Below are 16,210 nucleotides of genomic sequence, written 5' to 3' on the forward strand. Positions count from 1 at the left end.
CGAAGCGCGGATATCGGGACACATATCGACTGCGGGTCCCGATTTCAAATAATGGCGGTCTTACTGTACCGTCTGGACGGTCTTGTCAATTGGGCCTAAGCTTGCGATGGGAGGCACCATGAGAGCCCAACGACCGAATTCGCGCGAGAAGATTCTCGCCGCGGCGGCTGATGTTGCCCGGGAATCCGGACCAGGCAGCCTGTCGCTGGATGCCGTCGCCAGCCGTGCCGGCGTGTCGAAGGGAGGGCTCCTCTACAACTTCCCGACCAAGGCCAAATTGATGCAAGGTTTGGTCGAAGGCTATCTGCGTGAGTTCGAGCACGCGCTGGAAGCCGCCCGCACAAATGACAAGGACGAAAATCCCCTGGCCGTCTACATCAGGCTGTCGGCCAATGATTGCGAGGAAAAGCAGCCGTCGGCGTCCTGGATCTTCTCGGCAATCGCCGAGGATCCCGATTTCATGATGCCGATAAAGACCTTCAAGCGGCAGCTTTTCGAGCGGCTGAAGGGCGAAACGCCGGATCTCAAATCGCTGTTGATCTGCTATCTCGCCATCGAGGGATTGCGCAGCATGAACCTCTTCGATTCGGATGTCCTGTCGAAAGACGAGCGCGAGCTTTTGGTATCGTCCCTGCTCGAGATCGCCAAATAGGTCGCCCACCCGCTTTTCGGCCAGGCCTGTGCATCAACGCGGTTCGCCGGCGTCACACAGGGTTCATCGTGCGGCCATAGCGTTCTTCCCAGTTCTTTGCTGCAATGCATCTGGAGTGGGACATGGTGGATATAGTTTCCAGCGAGGCGGGCATTCCGAGACCGGATCATCCGCTGGAACAATCGGGCAGCGCGAAGTGGTTCCTGCCCGCCTTCGGCGTGCGCAGCGTCGCCCCATTGCAGCCGGAACCGTTCGCCGCCGTCGTTCCGGCAACGCCCGACGCAATTTGCTGCTTGCCTGGGTGCTGACGCTGCCGTGCTCGATCACGCTCGGCCCTGAAGGCTTTAGTCTAGCATTTGCTTCCGGCGGCCAGTAGCGGGGTGTCTCCTGGTTGGATTCCGCTGCTCGTTCGACGCGAGAGTTTCGGGATAGCGGCGATCAACTCTTGGGTATAGGCCTGCTGCGGACGATCCAGAACGTCTTCCGTATCGCCATACTCAACCAGCTTGCCGTGCTGCATGACCGCAACGTGCTCGCAGAGATAACGCACCACGCCCAGATCGTGGGAAATCAGGATCAGCGTCAGCGACAATTCGCGGCGCAGCCGCGCAAAGAGGCCGAGCACCTGGGCCTGGATGGTGACGTCCAGAGCGGAGGTGACTTCATCGGCGATCAAGATCTCGGGCTCCAGCGCCAGGGCTCTGGCGATGCCGACGCGCTGCCGCTGGCCGCCGGAAAGCTGCGTGGTGCGTCGGTCCAGCAACTGGCGTGGCAATTCCACTTTTTCCATCAGCTCACGGATCCGCTCCGGGATGTCTCTTTCCGGGCAGATGTTCTGTTGCCGCAGCGGTTCGGCCAGAGTTCGCGCAACCGTAAACGCCGGGTTGAGGGACATGAACGGGTCCTGGAACACCATCTGCAGTTTGCGAACCTGCTCCGGTCGGCGCTGCCTCAGTGCGCGATCGAGCGATTGGCCGTCCACCTCGATCTCTCCTTGTTGCGGCTGCACAAGGCCTGCAATAGCCCGGGCTATGGTGCTCTTGCCGGAACCGGACTCGCCGACGATCCCCAGCGCCCCACCGCGCCGCAATGCCAGCGAAACATTGTCGACGGCGCGCACGATTTGCGGCGGCTTGCGCGTCGCCCAGGCCGCAAGGCTCTGCCCAGGGTAGAAGTTCACGCACAGGTTCTTCACCAGGAGATGCGGCTCCGTCGCCACGGGGCAGGCATGCGTGGTCGGCTTCATCAGCGAGGGTTGGGAAGCGATCAGGCGCTTCGTGTATTCATGGGCGGGGTCACGCAGGATCTGATCGACCGAGCCGATTTCAAGCACCGCACCGTCCTTCATGACGACGACGCGGTCGCACATTTCCGCGATCACGCCAAGGTCGTGAGAGACCAGAATGACCGACAACTTGCGTTCACGCCGGATGCCGCGGAGCAGGTCGAGTATCTGAGCTTGCACCGTGACATCAAGTGCCGTCGTGGGCTCGTCGGCAATCAGCAGTTTCGGTTCGCAGGCAAGGGCCGCCGCAATCATCACCCGCTGACGCATGCCACCGGACAGCTCGTGAGGATAGGCGCCCGCGCGCCTTGACGCGTCCTTGATATGCATGTCTTCGAGCAGTCCGACCGCCCGCGCATTGGCCTGCCGCCAGGATATGCCCTGATGGACCACCATCGCCTCGCCCACCTGACGCCCGACCGTCATGATCGGATCAAGATGCGTCGACGGGTTCTGGAAGATCATCGCCGCTTGCCCGCCGCGCAGCCGGCCCAGCTCGGCATCCTTCATGGCGAGGACATCGCTGCCCTCGAACATGATCCGGCCCGACTTCACCAGTGCGTTGCCGGCAATCAGCTTGAGGATGGCTCTGCAGGCCACCGTCTTGCCCGATCCGGATTCACCGACGATCCCAAGGACTTCTCCCGCTTTTAGTGAAAAGCTGACGCCGCGCAGGGCGTGGACGTCGCCAAAATTGGTGGTGAAGTCGATGGTGAGGTTCTCGACGCTGACGAGGTCGCTCATCTCAGGATTCCGTGTTCAGGAGGCGGGCGAGACCATCAGCGGTCAAGGAGAGGCCCAGCGCCAGAAGGCAGATGGCGATGCCTGGGAAGATCGCAATCCACCATGCGGTCGTCAGGTAGGTCTGCCCATCCGCGATCATGGCGCCCCATTCGGGCGTCGGCGGTTGTACGCCGAGGCCGAGAAAACCCAATGATGATCCGAGCACGATGGCCAGCACGGCATCGGTCATGACGAAGACGATCGATGGGACGATGGCATTCGGCAGGATGTGGAACAGCATGATGCGCAAATGCCCAAAACCCATGCCACGTGCCGCCAGCACGAAATCGACGCCGCGCAGCACCAGCGCCTGGCTCCGCACAAGTCGGGCATAGCTGACCCAGTTCACCAAGGTGAGCGAGATGAAGTAGCTCTTGAGGCCGGGCCCCAGCACGGCCACGATGGCGATCACGAGGACGAAATAGGGAAATGATACGGTGACCTCGAGGATGCGCATCAGCACCGCATCGATCCTGCCGCCCAGATAGCCGGCGATGAGGCCGATGGTCGTCCCCAGGATGATCGGACCGACCACGCCGAAGAAGGCCATGGCGAGATCGTAGCGCGCGGCAAACAGTGTCCGCGCCAGGACATCGCGGCCGATGGCGTCCGTGCCAAACCAATGCTCGGCGCCAGGTGGTTTCAGCGCCTGCATCACATCGACCTTGATCGGGTCGAAACTGGTCAGCACCGGCGCCAGAATGGCCACGACGATCCAGGCCAAGGTGATGGCGCCGCCAATGGCCAAGGTTGCCGGCATCGTGCGGATCCGCGCCATGGCCAAGGAGCCGCTGCCTCGCATCACATCGCTCATAATTCCACCCTCGGGTCGAGAATGGCGGTCAAGACATCGACGGCAAAATTCGAAATGACGACACCTACGGCAAGCAGCAGGGCCACCGCCTGGACGACGAACTGGTCGTGCGTGAGAACGCCGCGGATGAGCAGGTTGCCGAGCCCTGGAATGTTGAAGACATTTTCGACAACGACCGTCCCGCCGATCAGGAAGGCGACCACGACGCCCAGCAGATTGACTGTCGGCAACAGGGAATTCCAGAACACATGCCGGGAAAAGATGTAGCTTTCCGGCAGGCCCCTGGAGCGGCAGGCGATCGCATAATCCTTGTCCAGCTGCTGAATGAAGGTCGCGCGCAGATTGCGCGCGAGGATCGGCGTCACCCCGATACCGATCGTCAGGGCCGGCAAGAACAGATGCCACAGATTGTTGATAAAGGTCGGTCCGTAACCGGATACCGGGAAAATCTTCAGCCGCAGGCAGAAGCCCATGATCAACAGCAGGCCGACAAAGTAGGACGGCACGCCGACGCCCGCGACGCAGACGAGACGGATGAGGTGATCGATCCACCGTCCGCGCTGCCGGGCAGCGGTGACCGCGAGCGCGAATGTCAACAGCAGCGAGATGACAAGGCCATAGAGGATCAAGAAAACCGTTGGCGCGATCCGTGCCGCGATGACGCCGCTGACGGGACCCCGGAAGGCGATCGACTGACCGAAATCGCCGCGCAGGCAATTCAGCACGTAATAGAAATACTGCACGGGGATGGGCTGATCGAGACCGTATCGCGCCCGCACGAATTCGATCGCCTCCTGACTGGCCTTGGGGCCAAGCATGAGGCGAACCGGATCGCCGGGTGTCATTTGCAGCAGCAGGAAGGTGATCACACTGATACCCAGCAGCACGGGGATCAACTGTATCGGCCGTCTAAGCACGAAGGAGAATCGATTCATGGTCGGGATCCTGGTGTCAAATCGATGCGAGACGGGGACGAAGTGTCTCGTCCCCGTCTCGCATCCTGTGCTGATCAATCCAGGCTGGTCCCGCCGATGGACGAGAATTGCAGGCCGACGTTCAGGACCAACCCTTTCACGCTCGGAGCGTAGGCGTTGAGCCACGTCGGGTGATAGAGCGCCACCTGCGCCACCTCGTCCACCACGGTCTTCTGGATCTGGGCATAGAGCTCGGCCCGTTTGGCATTGTCCGCCTCACCCGAGGCTTCATCGATCAGTTTGTCGACCGTTTCGTTGTTGTAGCGGGTGTAGTAGGACTTGTTGTCGCCCGCGCCCCAGACGCACCAGCGCAATGCGTTGTCGGGATCTCGCGTCTCGTTGTACCACCAGTTCATTTCCGCCTGATACTCGCCATCGGCGAGGCGGGTCCATGCCTGGGTTGAATCGATCTTGGCAATGTTGACGGTGATGCCGACTTCCGCCAACTGCGCCTGGATCAGCACCGCCGCCTTTTCCTCGTCGGCACTTCCGGCATTCTGGATGAGTTCGAAACTGGCTCCGGTCTTGCCGGATTCTGCCAGCAGGGCCTTGGCCTTTTCGACGTCTCGGGCAATGACTGGCAGCGATTTGTCGAAGAAATCGAGCGTCGGGCTCATGATGGAACTGGCCGGCGTGCCGAGACCCAGCGTCACCGCGGCATTGATGGCCGTGCGGTCGATGCCATAGCTGACGGCCTGGCGGAATTTGAGGTCGTTGAAGGGTTCTGCCGAATGGTTGATCAGCATGTCATAGGTGGTGCTCGAAGGTTCAGGGTCGGCCCGGAAGCCGGCGGCCTTCAACTCGGCCATGCGCGGGGCCGGAACTGCGAGGCAGACGTCGAGTTCGCCCGCCTGCAACATCGAGACCCTGGTGTTGTCGTCCGGGACATAGCGGAATTCGACGCCGTCGATCTTGGGCTCGCCTTGGCGGTAATAATGCTCGTTGCGGCCAAGGACCACGCGGTCTCCCGGCTTCAATTCGACGAATTTGAACGGCCCTGATGTGACCGGCGCCTTGGCGAAAGCGTCGTCGCCCATTTTCTCGACCGCTGCCTTCGGCACGATGCCGGTATTCCAGATTTCGGTCAGCGTCAGGAAGGGCGTGAATTTGCGGTCGAGCGTCATCACCACTGTCCTGGCGTCCTTTGCCTCGACCTTGGTCAGGGGCTGAAACGGCGCCGCATAGGCGGAATCCTTCTGGAAGCGCATGCGGTTCCAGCTGAACGCCACGTCCTCGGCCGTGATCGGCGACCCATCGGAAAATTTGGCCTCGCGCAGGTGGAAGGTATAGGTCTTGCCGTCATCCGCGATGTCCCAGCTCTCGGCAAGGCCCGGGCCGACTTCTGTGCGATCGGCATTGGCATGCAGCAGGCGTGCATACATCATGCCCTGGATAAGGATATCGGCTCCGTAAGTGGTTTTGATCGGGTCCAGGGTGAGAACCTCGGCCCCATAGGCCATACGCAGTATCTTGCTGCCGTCAGCATTGGCTCGAAGCAATGTGGCCGGCAACGTCGCGATGCTGAAGCCGGCAAACGCCGCACTTTTGAGGAATACTCTGCGGTCCATGACAATCTCCCATTTTCGTTGATGATGTTCCCGGGGCGGTTCCATGCTTGTTGGTTCAAGCAGTCCTTGTTGGTTCAAGCAGTCTTGGTGATGTGGGCAGGTGGTTTGCGCTGGTGCCAGGCGTAGTCGGCCTCAAGCACCGCACCTAGCCGTAGCAGCAGATCGTCGCGTCCGAATGCGGCGACAAACTGCACGCCGATCGGCAGGCCGTTTTGCGTCCAGCCGAGCGGCAGAGATATCGCCGGCGATCCAGTGCCGTTGAAGAGCGCGCTGAACGTCTCCTTCGGCGCCAGATCGGCGAACACCGTATCGATGTCGCGGCCGGGACGATCCGGGTTGTACGTGCCGAGCAACTCCGGCGAGATCGCGCAAGTCGGCGTCACCAGCACGTCATGGACGGCCAGGAATTCGCCAACCGTCCGCGTGATCTGGTCATAAACAGCGAGGGCCGCGATCAGGCTTGCCGCGTCCAGCGTTCGGCCATGGCGATAGACAGCAAGTGTCGTCTGCTGCAGGCAGGCCTCTTCGACTGGCCGTCGCAGCAAGCCCGCCAACTCGTCGAGCGACTGCGCCGTAGAAGCTGCCCAGATCACTTTCTGTGCCGCCAGATAGCGCTCATAATCGAACACAGGCCCGGCTTCGACGACCTTGTGGCCCAGTTGCTCCAGCCTCTTGCCCACTTCGAGAACTGCCGCCTTCACCTCGGCGTCGAGCGGATAGCCGGACCAGGACGTTGTACACAGGGCGATGCGCAAAGCCTTTGGTGGCGTCTTGATCGCCTGGGCATAGCTGGTGGTTGGAGGGACGATCTCATAGCTGTCGCCGGGAAGCGCACCAGACCCCAGATCAAGCAAAGCCGCCGTGTCGCGGATCGAGCGTGTCAGCATGAATGAAATGGCGAGACCCAGCATTGGCGCATTCGATTCCGGCGCACCGCTGATCCGGCCACGAGACGGCTTCAGGCCGACGACACCACAAAAGGCGGCGGGGGTGCGAATGGAGCCGCCACCGTCGGCGCCTTGCGCGAAGGGAACGATGCCGGCGGCAACGGCTGCCGCTGCGCCGCCGCTCGATCCCGAAACACCCCTGCTGGTATCCCAGGGGTTGCGTGTCGCACCATAGAGGGAGGATTCGGTTGCCGCCGCTATGCCGAATTCCGACGTGGTGGTGCGCCCGATATTGGCAAGGCCGCCGGATCGCATTTTCACCCAGAAGGCGTGATCGTCGCCGCAGATGAAACCCTTGGCAAGAACGCTGCCGAACTCTCCCGGCCGGCCGGCTTCGATGGGGAAATCCTTGGTCAATGTCGGCATGCCGTGGAAAGGTGCGGGTCCGGGATCCTCGCCGAGCGCTTCGATCGCATCGGCATAGGTTTCGATCACGGCATTGAGCTGCGGATTGACCGCGGCGATCCCTGAAAGGATGCAGTTTCCCAGTTCGCGCGGCGTAACTTCCCGCTTGCGCAGGAGATCGGCCAGACCAACGCCGTCATAGGCGGCGTATTCCGTCAACTTCATGCGCTTGCCCTGACTGTCCACGGTTTCAGCAACGGGTGATGCATCGTCATTCTTCGCCTTCTTCTTTGATGTGCCGTGCGACGCGCCGTGGCGGCTTGTGGAAGGTCCGCAGGATCCCGGCGATATCCTCCAGCTCATTCATCCGCGTCTCGGCCGATTTGCCGAGTTTCTCGGCAACGGAATGCGTGAGGAGGTTCAGAACCGAACTTATCGCGGCCGTCGAATCCCAGTACAGGTCGACGCGCGTCGATACTTCGAGCGCCAGTTTTGTGTATTCAGATGCCCAATGACTGTATTTGTCGGTAACGATGATCAGAGGAATCTTCCGGCGCTTGATCTGGGCGCAAAGCCGAAAGCTCATCGCGGCGTATTCCGCTGTGTCGATCAGCAGGACACAAGAATTTTCGCCGCTGTCGGTGAGGATTTCCGAGAACGTGCCGCCCAAACCTTCGGCAAAGCGGACATCGCTCCGCACCCAGCGCAGACGCGTCGCGAAATCGAGCCCCAATCCCTTCACTGCCTGGAAGCTGACGCAGTTCACGCGATCACAGGTGCTCAGCAGATGAACAATTTCGGACCACATCTCGCCCTGGGCAAGGCCATAGGCCGCGGTCAAGGCCTGCTGCTCCATCTCCAGGCTGCGAGCCAACCGCTCCCGCTTTTCGCCGCCGATGCGGAAACGCAACTCGGCACTGTCCAGGCCCGGGCCTCCGGCTTTCGGTGCGGAGCGCAGGCCACGCTTCATTTCCTTGAGATCGGTGTAACCGAGACGCCGTACGAAACGGGTGACGCTTGCCTCGCTTACACCGGCGCCGACGGCAATGGTGGCGCCAGTTTCAAAGGGAATGTCATGGATGTTGGCGAGCAGGTATCGCGCAATTGCCTGCTCGGTCCGGGCGAAATCCAGCCAGCCCTCACGCAACCTGGCTTCCAGCGCACTGGCCACCTCAGTCTCTCCGGACACAGCCTTCCCGCCAGGCGTTTTCGTCTTCATCGACCGCTGTCCCTTGGCAGACCTATTTGGAACAGACCGGAAAATGCCACCCCAGGAAGCGCACTCCATTTCCAGTCGTGACGCGACGCTAGCACGCGAGAACACGCCATGAAAGATAAATTTTATAGTTTTATATTCCGGTATTTTTATTTCACAGCCGTCCATAATCCCAAAAAGCGTTCCGCGCTGGCGTTGTTCCAGCGCGACTGCGAGCGAACCTGTCTTTGCGCGCCGCGCGGTTCCCAGCTTCGTTTTCCTCCGTGGTTCGGGCTGCCGGGAAAGTGGTTTTAAGCACGAGAATCTGGACATTAGTCTTGACAGAAATACAGATGTTCAATACCCGTCAGGCAATCGAACAAGCCTGCATTATGGGAGGAACGAGCGGTATGGCTTCCAATGTTTCGTTGACGGGCCTTGCCCGCGATCTCGAGGAACGCGCCAAGTCGGGCAAGCCTATCCGTATCGGCCTGATCGGCTCGGGCGAGATGGGAACCGACATCGTCACTCGTGTCGCCCATATGTCGGGCATCGAGATCGGCGCCATTTCCGAACTGAACCTGCCTGCCGCCAGCAAGGCCGTCGATATCGCCTTTCAGGAAACCGGGCACGCGCGCGAAGTCTCGAGCGCGTCCGCGATGACGGCGGCGATGGAAGCCGGCAAGGTCGCGGTGACCAACGACGCCAATCTGGTCATCAACAACGATCTGATCGACGTCGTCATCGACGCCACCGGGGTTCCCGCCGTCGGCGCCGAGATCGGGCTGCGCGCCATGGAACATGGCAAGCATCTGGTGATGATGAATGTCGAGGCCGACGTCACCATCGGCGCCTATCTGAAGAGCGAGGCCGACCGGCTCGGCGTCACCTATTCGCTGGGCGCCGGCGACGAGCCGTCCTCCTGCATGGAACTCATCGAATTCGTTTCGGCCATGGGCCATCCGATCGTTGCCGCAGGCAAGGGCAAGAACAATCCGCTCAACATCGACGCCATTCCCCCCGACTATGAGGAGGAAGCCAAGCGCCGGCACATGAATGTGCGGATGCTGGTCGAATTCGTCGACGGCTCCAAGACCATGGTCGAGATGGCGACAATCGCCAATGCCACCGGCCTGATTCCAGACAAGGCCGGCATGCATGGCCCGGCGGCGACGCTTGGCGAACTGTCCAAGGTGCTGGTGCCGCAGAAGGATGGCGGCGTGCTGTCGAGGGTCGGCGTCGTCGACTATTCGATCGGCAAGGGTGTCGCGCCCGGCGTCTTCGTCGTTGCCGATATGTCGCATCCGCGCATCTCCGAGCGCATGGAAGATTTGAAGATGGGCAAGGGCCCGTATTTCACTTTCCATCGTCCCTATCACCTGACCTCGCTCGAAGTGCCGCTGACCTGCGCGCGCGTCGTGCTCTACGGCAAGGCCGACATGGTGCCGCTGGCCAAACCGGTGGCCGAAGTCGCCGCCGTGGCCAAGAAGGACATGAAGCCCGGCGAGAAGCTCGATGCGATCGGCGAATATTGCTATCGTGCCTGGATCATGACGACGCCTGAGGCGCGCGCCGCCAAGGCCATTCCCTGCGGCCTGCTGCAGGGCGGCTCGGTCACCGCGCCGATCAAGAAGGGCGAGCTCATAACCTACGCGAATGCAGCGCCCGCGGCGGGCTCCAAGATCGCCGAACTGCGCGCCCGCCAGGACAAGCTCGTCTATGGGTCCGTGGGAGCGTGATCATGGCCACAGCCAGCAAAGCCGTCACTGACAGTCGCGCCAATCTGCCCTTCGTCTACCGCCACTACAGCGCCGAGCAGCTCAGGGAGGTGCTCCATAAGATGTACCTGATCCGCCGCTTCGAAGAGGGCGCGGAGGAGTGCTACACGCGCGGTCTCATCCACGGCACCATGCATTTGTCGATCGGCCAGGAAGCCAGCGCCATGGGCATCTGCATGCCGCTTGCCGAGGATGACCAGATCACCTCGACGCATCGCGGTCATGGCCACTGCATAGCCAAGGGTGCCGAGGTCAAGCGCATGTTCGCCGAGTTCTTCGGCAAGACCACAGGCTATTGCAAGGGCCGTGGCGGCTCGATGCACATCGCCGATGTCGGCAAGGGCAATCTCGGCGCCAATGGCATCGTCGGTGGCGGCATCCCGATCGCCGTCGGGGCGGCATTGTCCTCCAAGATGATGAAGACCGGCAAGGTCGTGGTCTCCTTCTTCGGCGATGGCGCCAACAATGAAGGCGCTTTCCACGAGGCGCTCAACATGGCGGCGGTCTGGAAGCTGCCTGTCATTTTCGTCTGCGAGAACAATGGCTATGGCATGTCGACATCGACGGCCCGCTCGACCGCGGTCAAGAACATCGCCGAGCGCGCCGCCGCCTATTCGATGCCGGGTGTCATCGTCAACGGCAACATCTTCTCCGAGGTCGCTGAGGCGTCTCATCAGGCTATCGCCCGAGCCCGCGCCGGCGAGGGGCCGACGCTGATCGAGTCCAAGACCTACCGCCATCGCGGCCATTCCAAGAGCGACCGCAACCGCTATCGCACCAAGGAAGAGATCGAGGACTGGATGTCGAACCGCGATCCGATCACTCTGTTCGAAAGCGAGCTCAGGGAATTCGGCTTCATCGACGACAAGGGCATCGAGGCCATTCGCGATGCCGTGGCGCAAGAGATCGCCGAGGGCATCGAGTTCGCCAATGCGAGCCCATCGCCCGATATCAGCGAGACCGGAAATTACGTGTATACGGAGCAGGCGTGATGGACGCGATGGTGCGTGAACTGAGCTACGCCCAAGCGATCCAGGAAGCCATGGCGATCGCCATGGACATGGACGAACGCGTTTTCCTGATGGGCGAGGATATCGGTGTCTATGGCGGCGCCTTCCAGGTCACCGGCGACCTGGTCGAACGTTACGGCGCTGACCGCGTCATCGACACACCGATTTCGGAACTGGGTGGCGCGGGCGTTGCGGTGGGCGCTGCTCTCACCGGCATGCGGCCGATCTTCGAGTTCCAGTTTTCCGATTTCGCCACGCTTGCCATGGAGCAGATCGTCAACCAGGCGGCCAAGATGCGCTTCATGCTGGGCGGCGAGGTTTCGGTTCCCGTGGTGATGCGCTTTCCCGCCGGTTCCGGGACTGGTGCGGCGGCTCAGCACAGCCAGAGCCTCGAGGCCTGGCTCGGCCATGTGCCGGGTCTGAAAGTCATCCAGCCGGCGACGCCCTATGATGCCAAGGGTATGCTTTTGGCGGCGGTCGCCGATCCCGATCCAGTCATGATCTTCGAGCACAAGCTGCTCTACAAGATGAAGGGACCGGTGCCCGAAGGCTATTACACCGTGCCGATCGGCAAGGCCGATATCCGCCGCGAGGGCCGGGATCTGACCATCGTCGCCACCTCGATCATGGTGCAGAAGGCGCTCGACGCAGCTGCCGCGCTGGAGAACGAAGGCATCGACGTCGAAGTCGTCGATCTCCGGACCATCCGGCCGATGGACAAGCAGACCGTCATCGACAGCGTCAAGAAGACGTCGCGGCTGCTATGCGTCTACGAAGCGGTCAAGACGCTGGGCATCGGCGCCGAAGTCAGTGCCATGATCGCCGAGAGCGAGGCTTTCGATTATCTCGATGCGCCGATCGTGCGGCTGGGCGGCGCCGAAACGCCGATCCCCTACAATCCGGAACTTGAGAAAGCGACGGTGCCGCAGGTTCCCGACATCATCACCGCCGCGCGCGACCTCGTGAAAGGGGTTCGCTGAGAAATGCCGACCGAAGTCATTCTTCCCAAGGTCGACATGGACATGGCGACCGGACAGATCTCGCGCTGGTTCGCCGAGGAGGGCGCGCACGTCAAGAAGGGCGATGTGCTGTTCGAGATCGAGACCGACAAGGCGGCGATGGAGATCGACGCGCCGGCCAGCGGCGTCCTGCGCGATGTCAGCGGCAAGGAAGGTGTCGATATTGCGGTCGGCGCTGCCGTCGCGTGGATTTATGCTGACGATGAGGCTTATGGGGCTGATGTCGCTGCGACAAAGCAGGACAAAGCGCCAATCTCCCCACCCGTGGGGGAGATGTCGGCGAAGCCGACAGAGGGGGGCACTGCCCCGCCAACGTCGCATGCTGTCACGCCCCCCTCTGCCCTGCCCTCTTTGCCGCCACTTGGCATCTCCCCCACAAGGGGGGAGATTGGCCAATCGCCATCGGCCGGCCGTGCAACACCGCTTGCCCGACGCTTGGCCCGCGAGGCGGGTCTTGCCCTTGCCAGCATTGCCGGCACCGGCCCGCATGGCCGGGTGGTGAAGGCGGATGTCGACGCGGCGATTGCCGGTGGAGGTGCTGCCCAGGCGGCGCCTGCCGCCAAGGCTCCTGCTGGCGCTCCTGCGCCTGCGGTGAAGGCAATGTCGGACGAACAGGTGCTGAAACTGTTCGAACAGGGCTCCTACGACCTCGTCCCGCATGACAATATGCGCAAGACCATTGCGCGGCGGCTGGTCGAGGCCAAGACCACCATCCCGCATTTCTACCTGACGCTCGACTGCGAGCTCGATGCGCTGCTGGCGCTGCGCACGCAGATCAACACCGCAGCCCCGGTGAAGAAGACCGATAAGGGCGATGCGCCCGCCTACAAGCTGTCGGTCAACGACATGGTCATCAAGGCGATGGCCATGGCGCTGAAGGCAGTGCCGGATGCCAATGCCTCATGGACCGAAAGCGCCATGGTCAAGCACAAGCATGCCGATGTCGGCGTCGCCGTGTCGATCCCGGGCGGNCCGATCATTCGGCATGCCGACGAAAAGACGCTGTCCACCATCTCCAACGAGATGAAGGATCTGGCCAGCCGGGCGCGCAGCCGCAAGCTGAAGCCGGAAGAGTATCAGGGCGGCACCACGGCGGTGTCCAACCTCGGCATGTTCGGCATCAAGGACTTTGCCGCCGTCATCAACCCGCCGCATGCGACCATCCTGGCCGTTGGTGTCGGCGAGGAGCGGGCAGTGGTCAAGAACGGCGAGATCAGAATAGCCACCGTGATGTCGGTGACGCTGTCGACCGACCATCGCGCCGTCGACGGCGCGCTGGGTGCCGAACTGCTGGTCGCCTTCAAGAACCTCCTTGAAAATCCGATGGGCCTGCTGGTCTGATCCACCAAGCAGAAGCCGGCGCCGAATGATGCGCCGGCTTAAAACAGAAACGACTTGTCAGGCGCCGACCCTTGACCCATGTTCTATCTGGATTGCGATCCAGGGAGGCCAAATATGCCTGCATTCGACCCATCTGACGTCAAAACCCTGTTCGGCAAGGTCATGGGCGCGTCGCCATCCGATATCAAGCTGGTGGCGCAGCGCCTGCACGACCACGCCTTCGAGCCGCGCATGTCGGCGGAGGAGACCAGGCAGCTTGTCGCCAGCCTCGGCTATGACAGCCTGGACGCGTTCTGCGCCGATATCGGCCTGCCCACGCATATCGCCGAGCGCTGGAGCCGTTTTGGTGTTTCCGGCGAGATGAAGCAGGTTTTCACGCTGTTGGCGGCGCAGCGCAAGCGGGTGGCCGAGGCGATCGCCGAATTCGAATCCATGACCCATGTCGGTGTCGAGGATTTTTTGCGCGAGCGCGGGCTCATTTAGCGGGAAACACGGGTAGCGGGAAACACCGGGGCCAGTCGAACCGGCTCAGCCGCCCTTGGCAAGCAGCGCCGTGGCGGTATCGCTGTCGGTGATCAGCACGTTGGTGTCGACGGCTTTCAGCGCGGCGAGGATCGCCGCGACCTTGCGCTTGCCGCCCGCGGCGAGAACCACATTCGGCACGTTGCTGACCACATCGAGATCGATGGCCATGACGCGGCTGTTGACCTCGTGGTCGACCAGCCCGCCGGCGGCATCGACAAAATAGCACAGCATGTTGGCGACCGCGCCCTTCGCTTTCAGCGGAGCGATCAGCGATGAGGGCACGATGCCGTGCCGGAAGATGGTGGCGTCCGGCGACATGTCGCCGACGGTGAGCAGCGCGATGTCGGCGGCGGCCGCGCGTTGGCGTACATCCTGCAGGGTCGGCTGCGCCCAGAGGAGATCGCGCAGCGAGGAATTGTCGACCGTCACCGGCGCGGTGATCTGATAGCTGTCGACCTCGAAGACGTCTGCGACCTTGGCAGCAACGATGGATGGATTGATCCATTGCGAGTGCGGCAGGCTGCCGACAAGCGCCACCACGCAGGCACGCTTCAATTGCCGGCGGGCAAGGAAGCCGAGGCTGGCATGCAGGGTCGCGCCGCCACCGATCGCCAGCGTCATGCCGTCCTGCATCTGCTCGCCGAGATAGGCCGCGACGGCATGGCCGATGGCCTTCTCCAGATGGTCATGCGCCGAAGGTGTCGGGATGACGACGGCGGCGTTCAGACCCCAGCGCTTTTCCAGTTCCCGCTCGAGCGCCACCTGCCCGGCGGTCGGTGCGTTGATCATGGTGACGACAATGCCCTCGGCGGTGCAGGAGGCCAGCGTACGCATGACCTTCACCCTGGAGACATCGAGCTTTTCGGCGATCTGTTCCTGGGTAAAACCTTCGACATAGTAGAGCCATGCCGTCTTGACGGTAAGGTCCGACGAGACCATCGGCAGGCGAGCCTGTCTGGGTTTTTCCGTGGTCATCGGTTCCTGTCCCTCATGAGCCGTGGCCTGATCGGTGCTCATCAAGGAAACACCGGCCGGATGTCAATTGATGCCGATCGCAGGCGCGTCGATTGTCGCACAGTTTTGTTCATTTGTAATTGACATCGTACATATGAACATATTTTGTGGGTTTCACGCGCTGTGTCATCCACCAGTCATATGCGCCGTGCAGGGAGGAAGAGACGGGGAGCCGGCCAGAGCCGGACCGGTCATGCACAGAAAGACAGGAGGTCTCATTGAAGACGCACTTCATCAAGCTGCTGGCCAGCCAGCTGGCGCTCGCGGCAACTTTGTTTGCCGGCGTGGCAAACGCCGAAACACTGACTCTCTACACGTCCCAGCCGGAAGCCGACGCGGCCAAGACCGTGGATGCCTTCAAGAAGGCGCAGCCGGGTATCGATGTGAATATCTATCGCTCGGGAACGAGCGACATCCTGACCAAGATGGCAGCCGAGTTTGCCGCCGGCAGCCCGCAGCCCGATGTGCTTTTGATCGCTGACGCGGTCAGCATGGAGCTGTTGAAGAAGGACGACCGGCTGCTGCCCTATCCCGAGGCAAAGCTCGACGGCATCGAAGCGGATGCCTATGATGCCGACAAGACCTATTTCGGCAGCAAGCTGATCACCACCGGCATCGTCTACAACACCGCGGCGAAGGTTCCCCGGTCGAATTCGTGTTCCCCTCGGAAGGTGTGCCGGCAGTGACCGAACCGGTCGCCATCATGAAGACCGCCAGGAATGTCGATGGCGCCAAGAAGTTCGTCGACTTCATTCTTTCCGATGACGGCCAGAAGCTGGCGCTTTCGATGGGCTATCTGCCGGCGCGTGCCTCGGTCGGCCGCCCCGAATGGCTGCCGGAAGGCGTCAAGGTCAAGGTGATGTCGTTCGACACCAAGGCAATCGTCGCCAAGACCGACGCCGACAAGGCGAAGTTCTCGGAACTGTTCGGCGGCTGAGCCGGCAATCCAGTCGGCGTGCC

At 61.8% G+C, this 16,210-nt stretch carries 14 protein-coding genes and 1 pseudogene; 8 read left to right on the forward strand and 7 right to left on the reverse strand.

Annotation, left to right across the window (positions count from 1 at the left end):
- Positions 1-118: 118 nt before the first annotated feature.
- Positions 119-652, forward strand: coding sequence for a TetR/AcrR family transcriptional regulator (locus X735_RS152635; RefSeq protein ID WP_023811021.1), 534 nt, complete (start codon positions 119-121; stop codon positions 650-652).
- Positions 653-774: 122 nt separating this feature from the next.
- On the forward strand, positions 775-960 hold the full coding sequence (locus X735_RS152630) for a hypothetical protein (protein ID WP_127295204.1): 186 nt from the start codon (positions 775-777) through the stop codon (positions 958-960).
- A 41-nt stretch (positions 961-1,001) separates the two neighbouring features.
- On the opposite strand, the gene X735_RS152625 is transcribed toward X735_RS152630, so the two are convergent.
- The 6 genes from X735_RS152625 to X735_RS152600 form a co-directional block, all read right to left on the reverse strand.
- Positions 1,002-2,681, reverse strand: a complete 1,680-nt coding sequence (locus X735_RS152625; RefSeq protein WP_023811023.1) for an ABC transporter ATP-binding protein — start codon at positions 2,679-2,681, stop codon at positions 1,002-1,004.
- Position 2,682: 1 nt separating this feature from the next.
- The gene (locus tag X735_RS152620) at positions 2,683-3,534 is read right to left on the reverse strand and encodes an ABC transporter permease (RefSeq protein WP_245273208.1); all 852 of its coding nucleotides are present in this window, start codon (positions 3,532-3,534) and stop codon (positions 2,683-2,685) included.
- A complete protein-coding gene (locus X735_RS152615) occupies positions 3,531-4,469 on the reverse strand; it encodes an ABC transporter permease (RefSeq protein WP_023811025.1) in 939 nt (312 codons plus the stop codon). Before X735_RS152615 ends, X735_RS152620 begins: the two co-directional genes overlap by 4 nt.
- Before the next feature lie 74 nt (positions 4,470-4,543).
- Positions 4,544-6,076, reverse strand: coding sequence for an ABC transporter substrate-binding protein (locus tag X735_RS152610; protein ID WP_050592685.1), 1,533 nt, complete (start codon positions 6,074-6,076; stop codon positions 4,544-4,546).
- A gap of 74 nt (positions 6,077-6,150) precedes the next feature.
- Positions 6,151-7,593, reverse strand: a complete 1,443-nt coding sequence (locus tag X735_RS152605; protein ID WP_023811027.1) for an amidase — start codon at positions 7,591-7,593, stop codon at positions 6,151-6,153.
- Between the two features lie 46 nt (positions 7,594-7,639).
- The gene (locus tag X735_RS152600; RefSeq protein ID WP_023811028.1) at positions 7,640-8,587 is read right to left on the reverse strand and encodes a MurR/RpiR family transcriptional regulator; all 948 of its coding nucleotides are present in this window, start codon (positions 8,585-8,587) and stop codon (positions 7,640-7,642) included.
- A gap of 386 nt (positions 8,588-8,973) precedes the next feature.
- Here X735_RS152600 and X735_RS152595 point away from each other — a divergent pair, with 386 nt between their 5' ends.
- The 5 genes from X735_RS152595 (at position 8,974) to X735_RS152575 (ending at position 14,194) form a co-directional block, all read left to right on the forward strand.
- Positions 8,974-10,302, forward strand: coding sequence for an NAD(P)H-dependent oxidoreductase (locus X735_RS152595; protein WP_023811029.1), 1,329 nt, complete (start codon positions 8,974-8,976; stop codon positions 10,300-10,302).
- Between the two features lie 2 nt (positions 10,303-10,304).
- On the forward strand, positions 10,305-11,333 hold the full coding sequence (locus tag X735_RS152590) for a thiamine pyrophosphate-dependent dehydrogenase E1 component subunit alpha (protein WP_023811030.1): 1,029 nt from the start codon (positions 10,305-10,307) through the stop codon (positions 11,331-11,333).
- A complete protein-coding gene (locus X735_RS152585) occupies positions 11,333-12,331 on the forward strand; it encodes an alpha-ketoacid dehydrogenase subunit beta (protein ID WP_023811031.1) in 999 nt (332 codons plus the stop codon). The genes X735_RS152590 and X735_RS152585 overlap by 1 nt, the downstream gene beginning before the upstream one ends.
- A 3-nt stretch (positions 12,332-12,334) precedes the next feature.
- Positions 12,335-13,711, forward strand: coding sequence for a pyruvate dehydrogenase complex dihydrolipoamide acetyltransferase (locus X735_RS152580; protein WP_023811032.1), 1,377 nt, complete (start codon positions 12,335-12,337; stop codon positions 13,709-13,711).
- A 114-nt stretch (positions 13,712-13,825) separates the two neighbouring features.
- Complete coding sequence (locus tag X735_RS152575; RefSeq protein WP_013529317.1) at positions 13,826-14,194, forward strand: hypothetical protein; 369 nt, start codon at positions 13,826-13,828, stop codon at positions 14,192-14,194.
- 45 nt (positions 14,195-14,239) lie between these two features.
- Here X735_RS152575 and X735_RS152570 read toward each other — a convergent pair whose 3' ends face one another.
- Positions 14,240-15,211: a sugar-binding domain-containing protein gene (locus X735_RS152570; RefSeq protein WP_023811033.1), complete on the reverse strand. Its 972-nt coding sequence runs from the start codon at positions 15,209-15,211 to the stop codon at positions 14,240-14,242.
- A gap of 257 nt (positions 15,212-15,468) precedes the next feature.
- Between X735_RS152570 and X735_RS01000000165810 the strand changes: the two are divergent.
- Positions 15,469-16,187: pseudogene (locus X735_RS01000000165810) on the forward strand (extracellular solute-binding protein).
- Positions 16,188-16,210 lie beyond the last annotated feature (23 nt).

Origin of the sequence: Mesorhizobium sp. L2C084A000 (assembly GCF_000502875.1) — a bacterium.
Classification (GTDB): Bacteria; Pseudomonadota; Alphaproteobacteria; order Rhizobiales; family Rhizobiaceae; genus Mesorhizobium.

What these genes read in the sequence shown, in the direction of transcription:
- X735_RS152635 (WP_023811021.1), top strand. Translation starts at nt 119, where the DNA reads ATGAGAGCCCAACGACCGAATTCGCGCGAGAAGATTCTCGCCGCGGCG.
- X735_RS152630 (WP_127295204.1), top strand. Translation starts at nt 775, where the DNA reads ATGGTGGATATAGTTTCCAGCGAGGCGGGCATTCCGAGACCGGATCAT.
- X735_RS152625 (WP_023811023.1), bottom strand. Translation starts at nt 2,681, where the DNA reads ATGAGCGACCTCGTCAGCGTCGAGAACCTCACCATCGACTTCACCACC.
- X735_RS152620 (WP_245273208.1), bottom strand. Translation starts at nt 3,534, where the DNA reads ATGAGCGATGTGATGCGAGGCAGCGGCTCCTTGGCCATGGCGCGGATC.
- X735_RS152615 (WP_023811025.1), bottom strand. Translation starts at nt 4,469, where the DNA reads ATGAATCGATTCTCCTTCGTGCTTAGACGGCCGATACAGTTGATCCCC.
- X735_RS152610 (WP_050592685.1), bottom strand. Translation starts at nt 6,076, where the DNA reads ATGGACCGCAGAGTATTCCTCAAAAGTGCGGCGTTTGCCGGCTTCAGC.
- X735_RS152605 (WP_023811027.1), bottom strand. Translation starts at nt 7,593, where the DNA reads ATGAAGTTGACGGAATACGCCGCCTATGACGGCGTTGGTCTGGCCGAT.
- X735_RS152600 (WP_023811028.1), bottom strand. Translation starts at nt 8,587, where the DNA reads ATGAAGACGAAAACGCCTGGCGGGAAGGCTGTGTCCGGAGAGACTGAG.
- X735_RS152595 (WP_023811029.1), top strand. Translation starts at nt 8,974, where the DNA reads ATGGCTTCCAATGTTTCGTTGACGGGCCTTGCCCGCGATCTCGAGGAA.
- X735_RS152590 (WP_023811030.1), top strand. Translation starts at nt 10,305, where the DNA reads ATGGCCACAGCCAGCAAAGCCGTCACTGACAGTCGCGCCAATCTGCCC.
- X735_RS152585 (WP_023811031.1), top strand. Translation starts at nt 11,333, where the DNA reads ATGGACGCGATGGTGCGTGAACTGAGCTACGCCCAAGCGATCCAGGAA.
- X735_RS152575 (WP_013529317.1), top strand. Translation starts at nt 13,826, where the DNA reads ATGCCTGCATTCGACCCATCTGACGTCAAAACCCTGTTCGGCAAGGTC.
- X735_RS152570 (WP_023811033.1), bottom strand. Translation starts at nt 15,211, where the DNA reads ATGACCACGGAAAAACCCAGACAGGCTCGCCTGCCGATGGTCTCGTCG.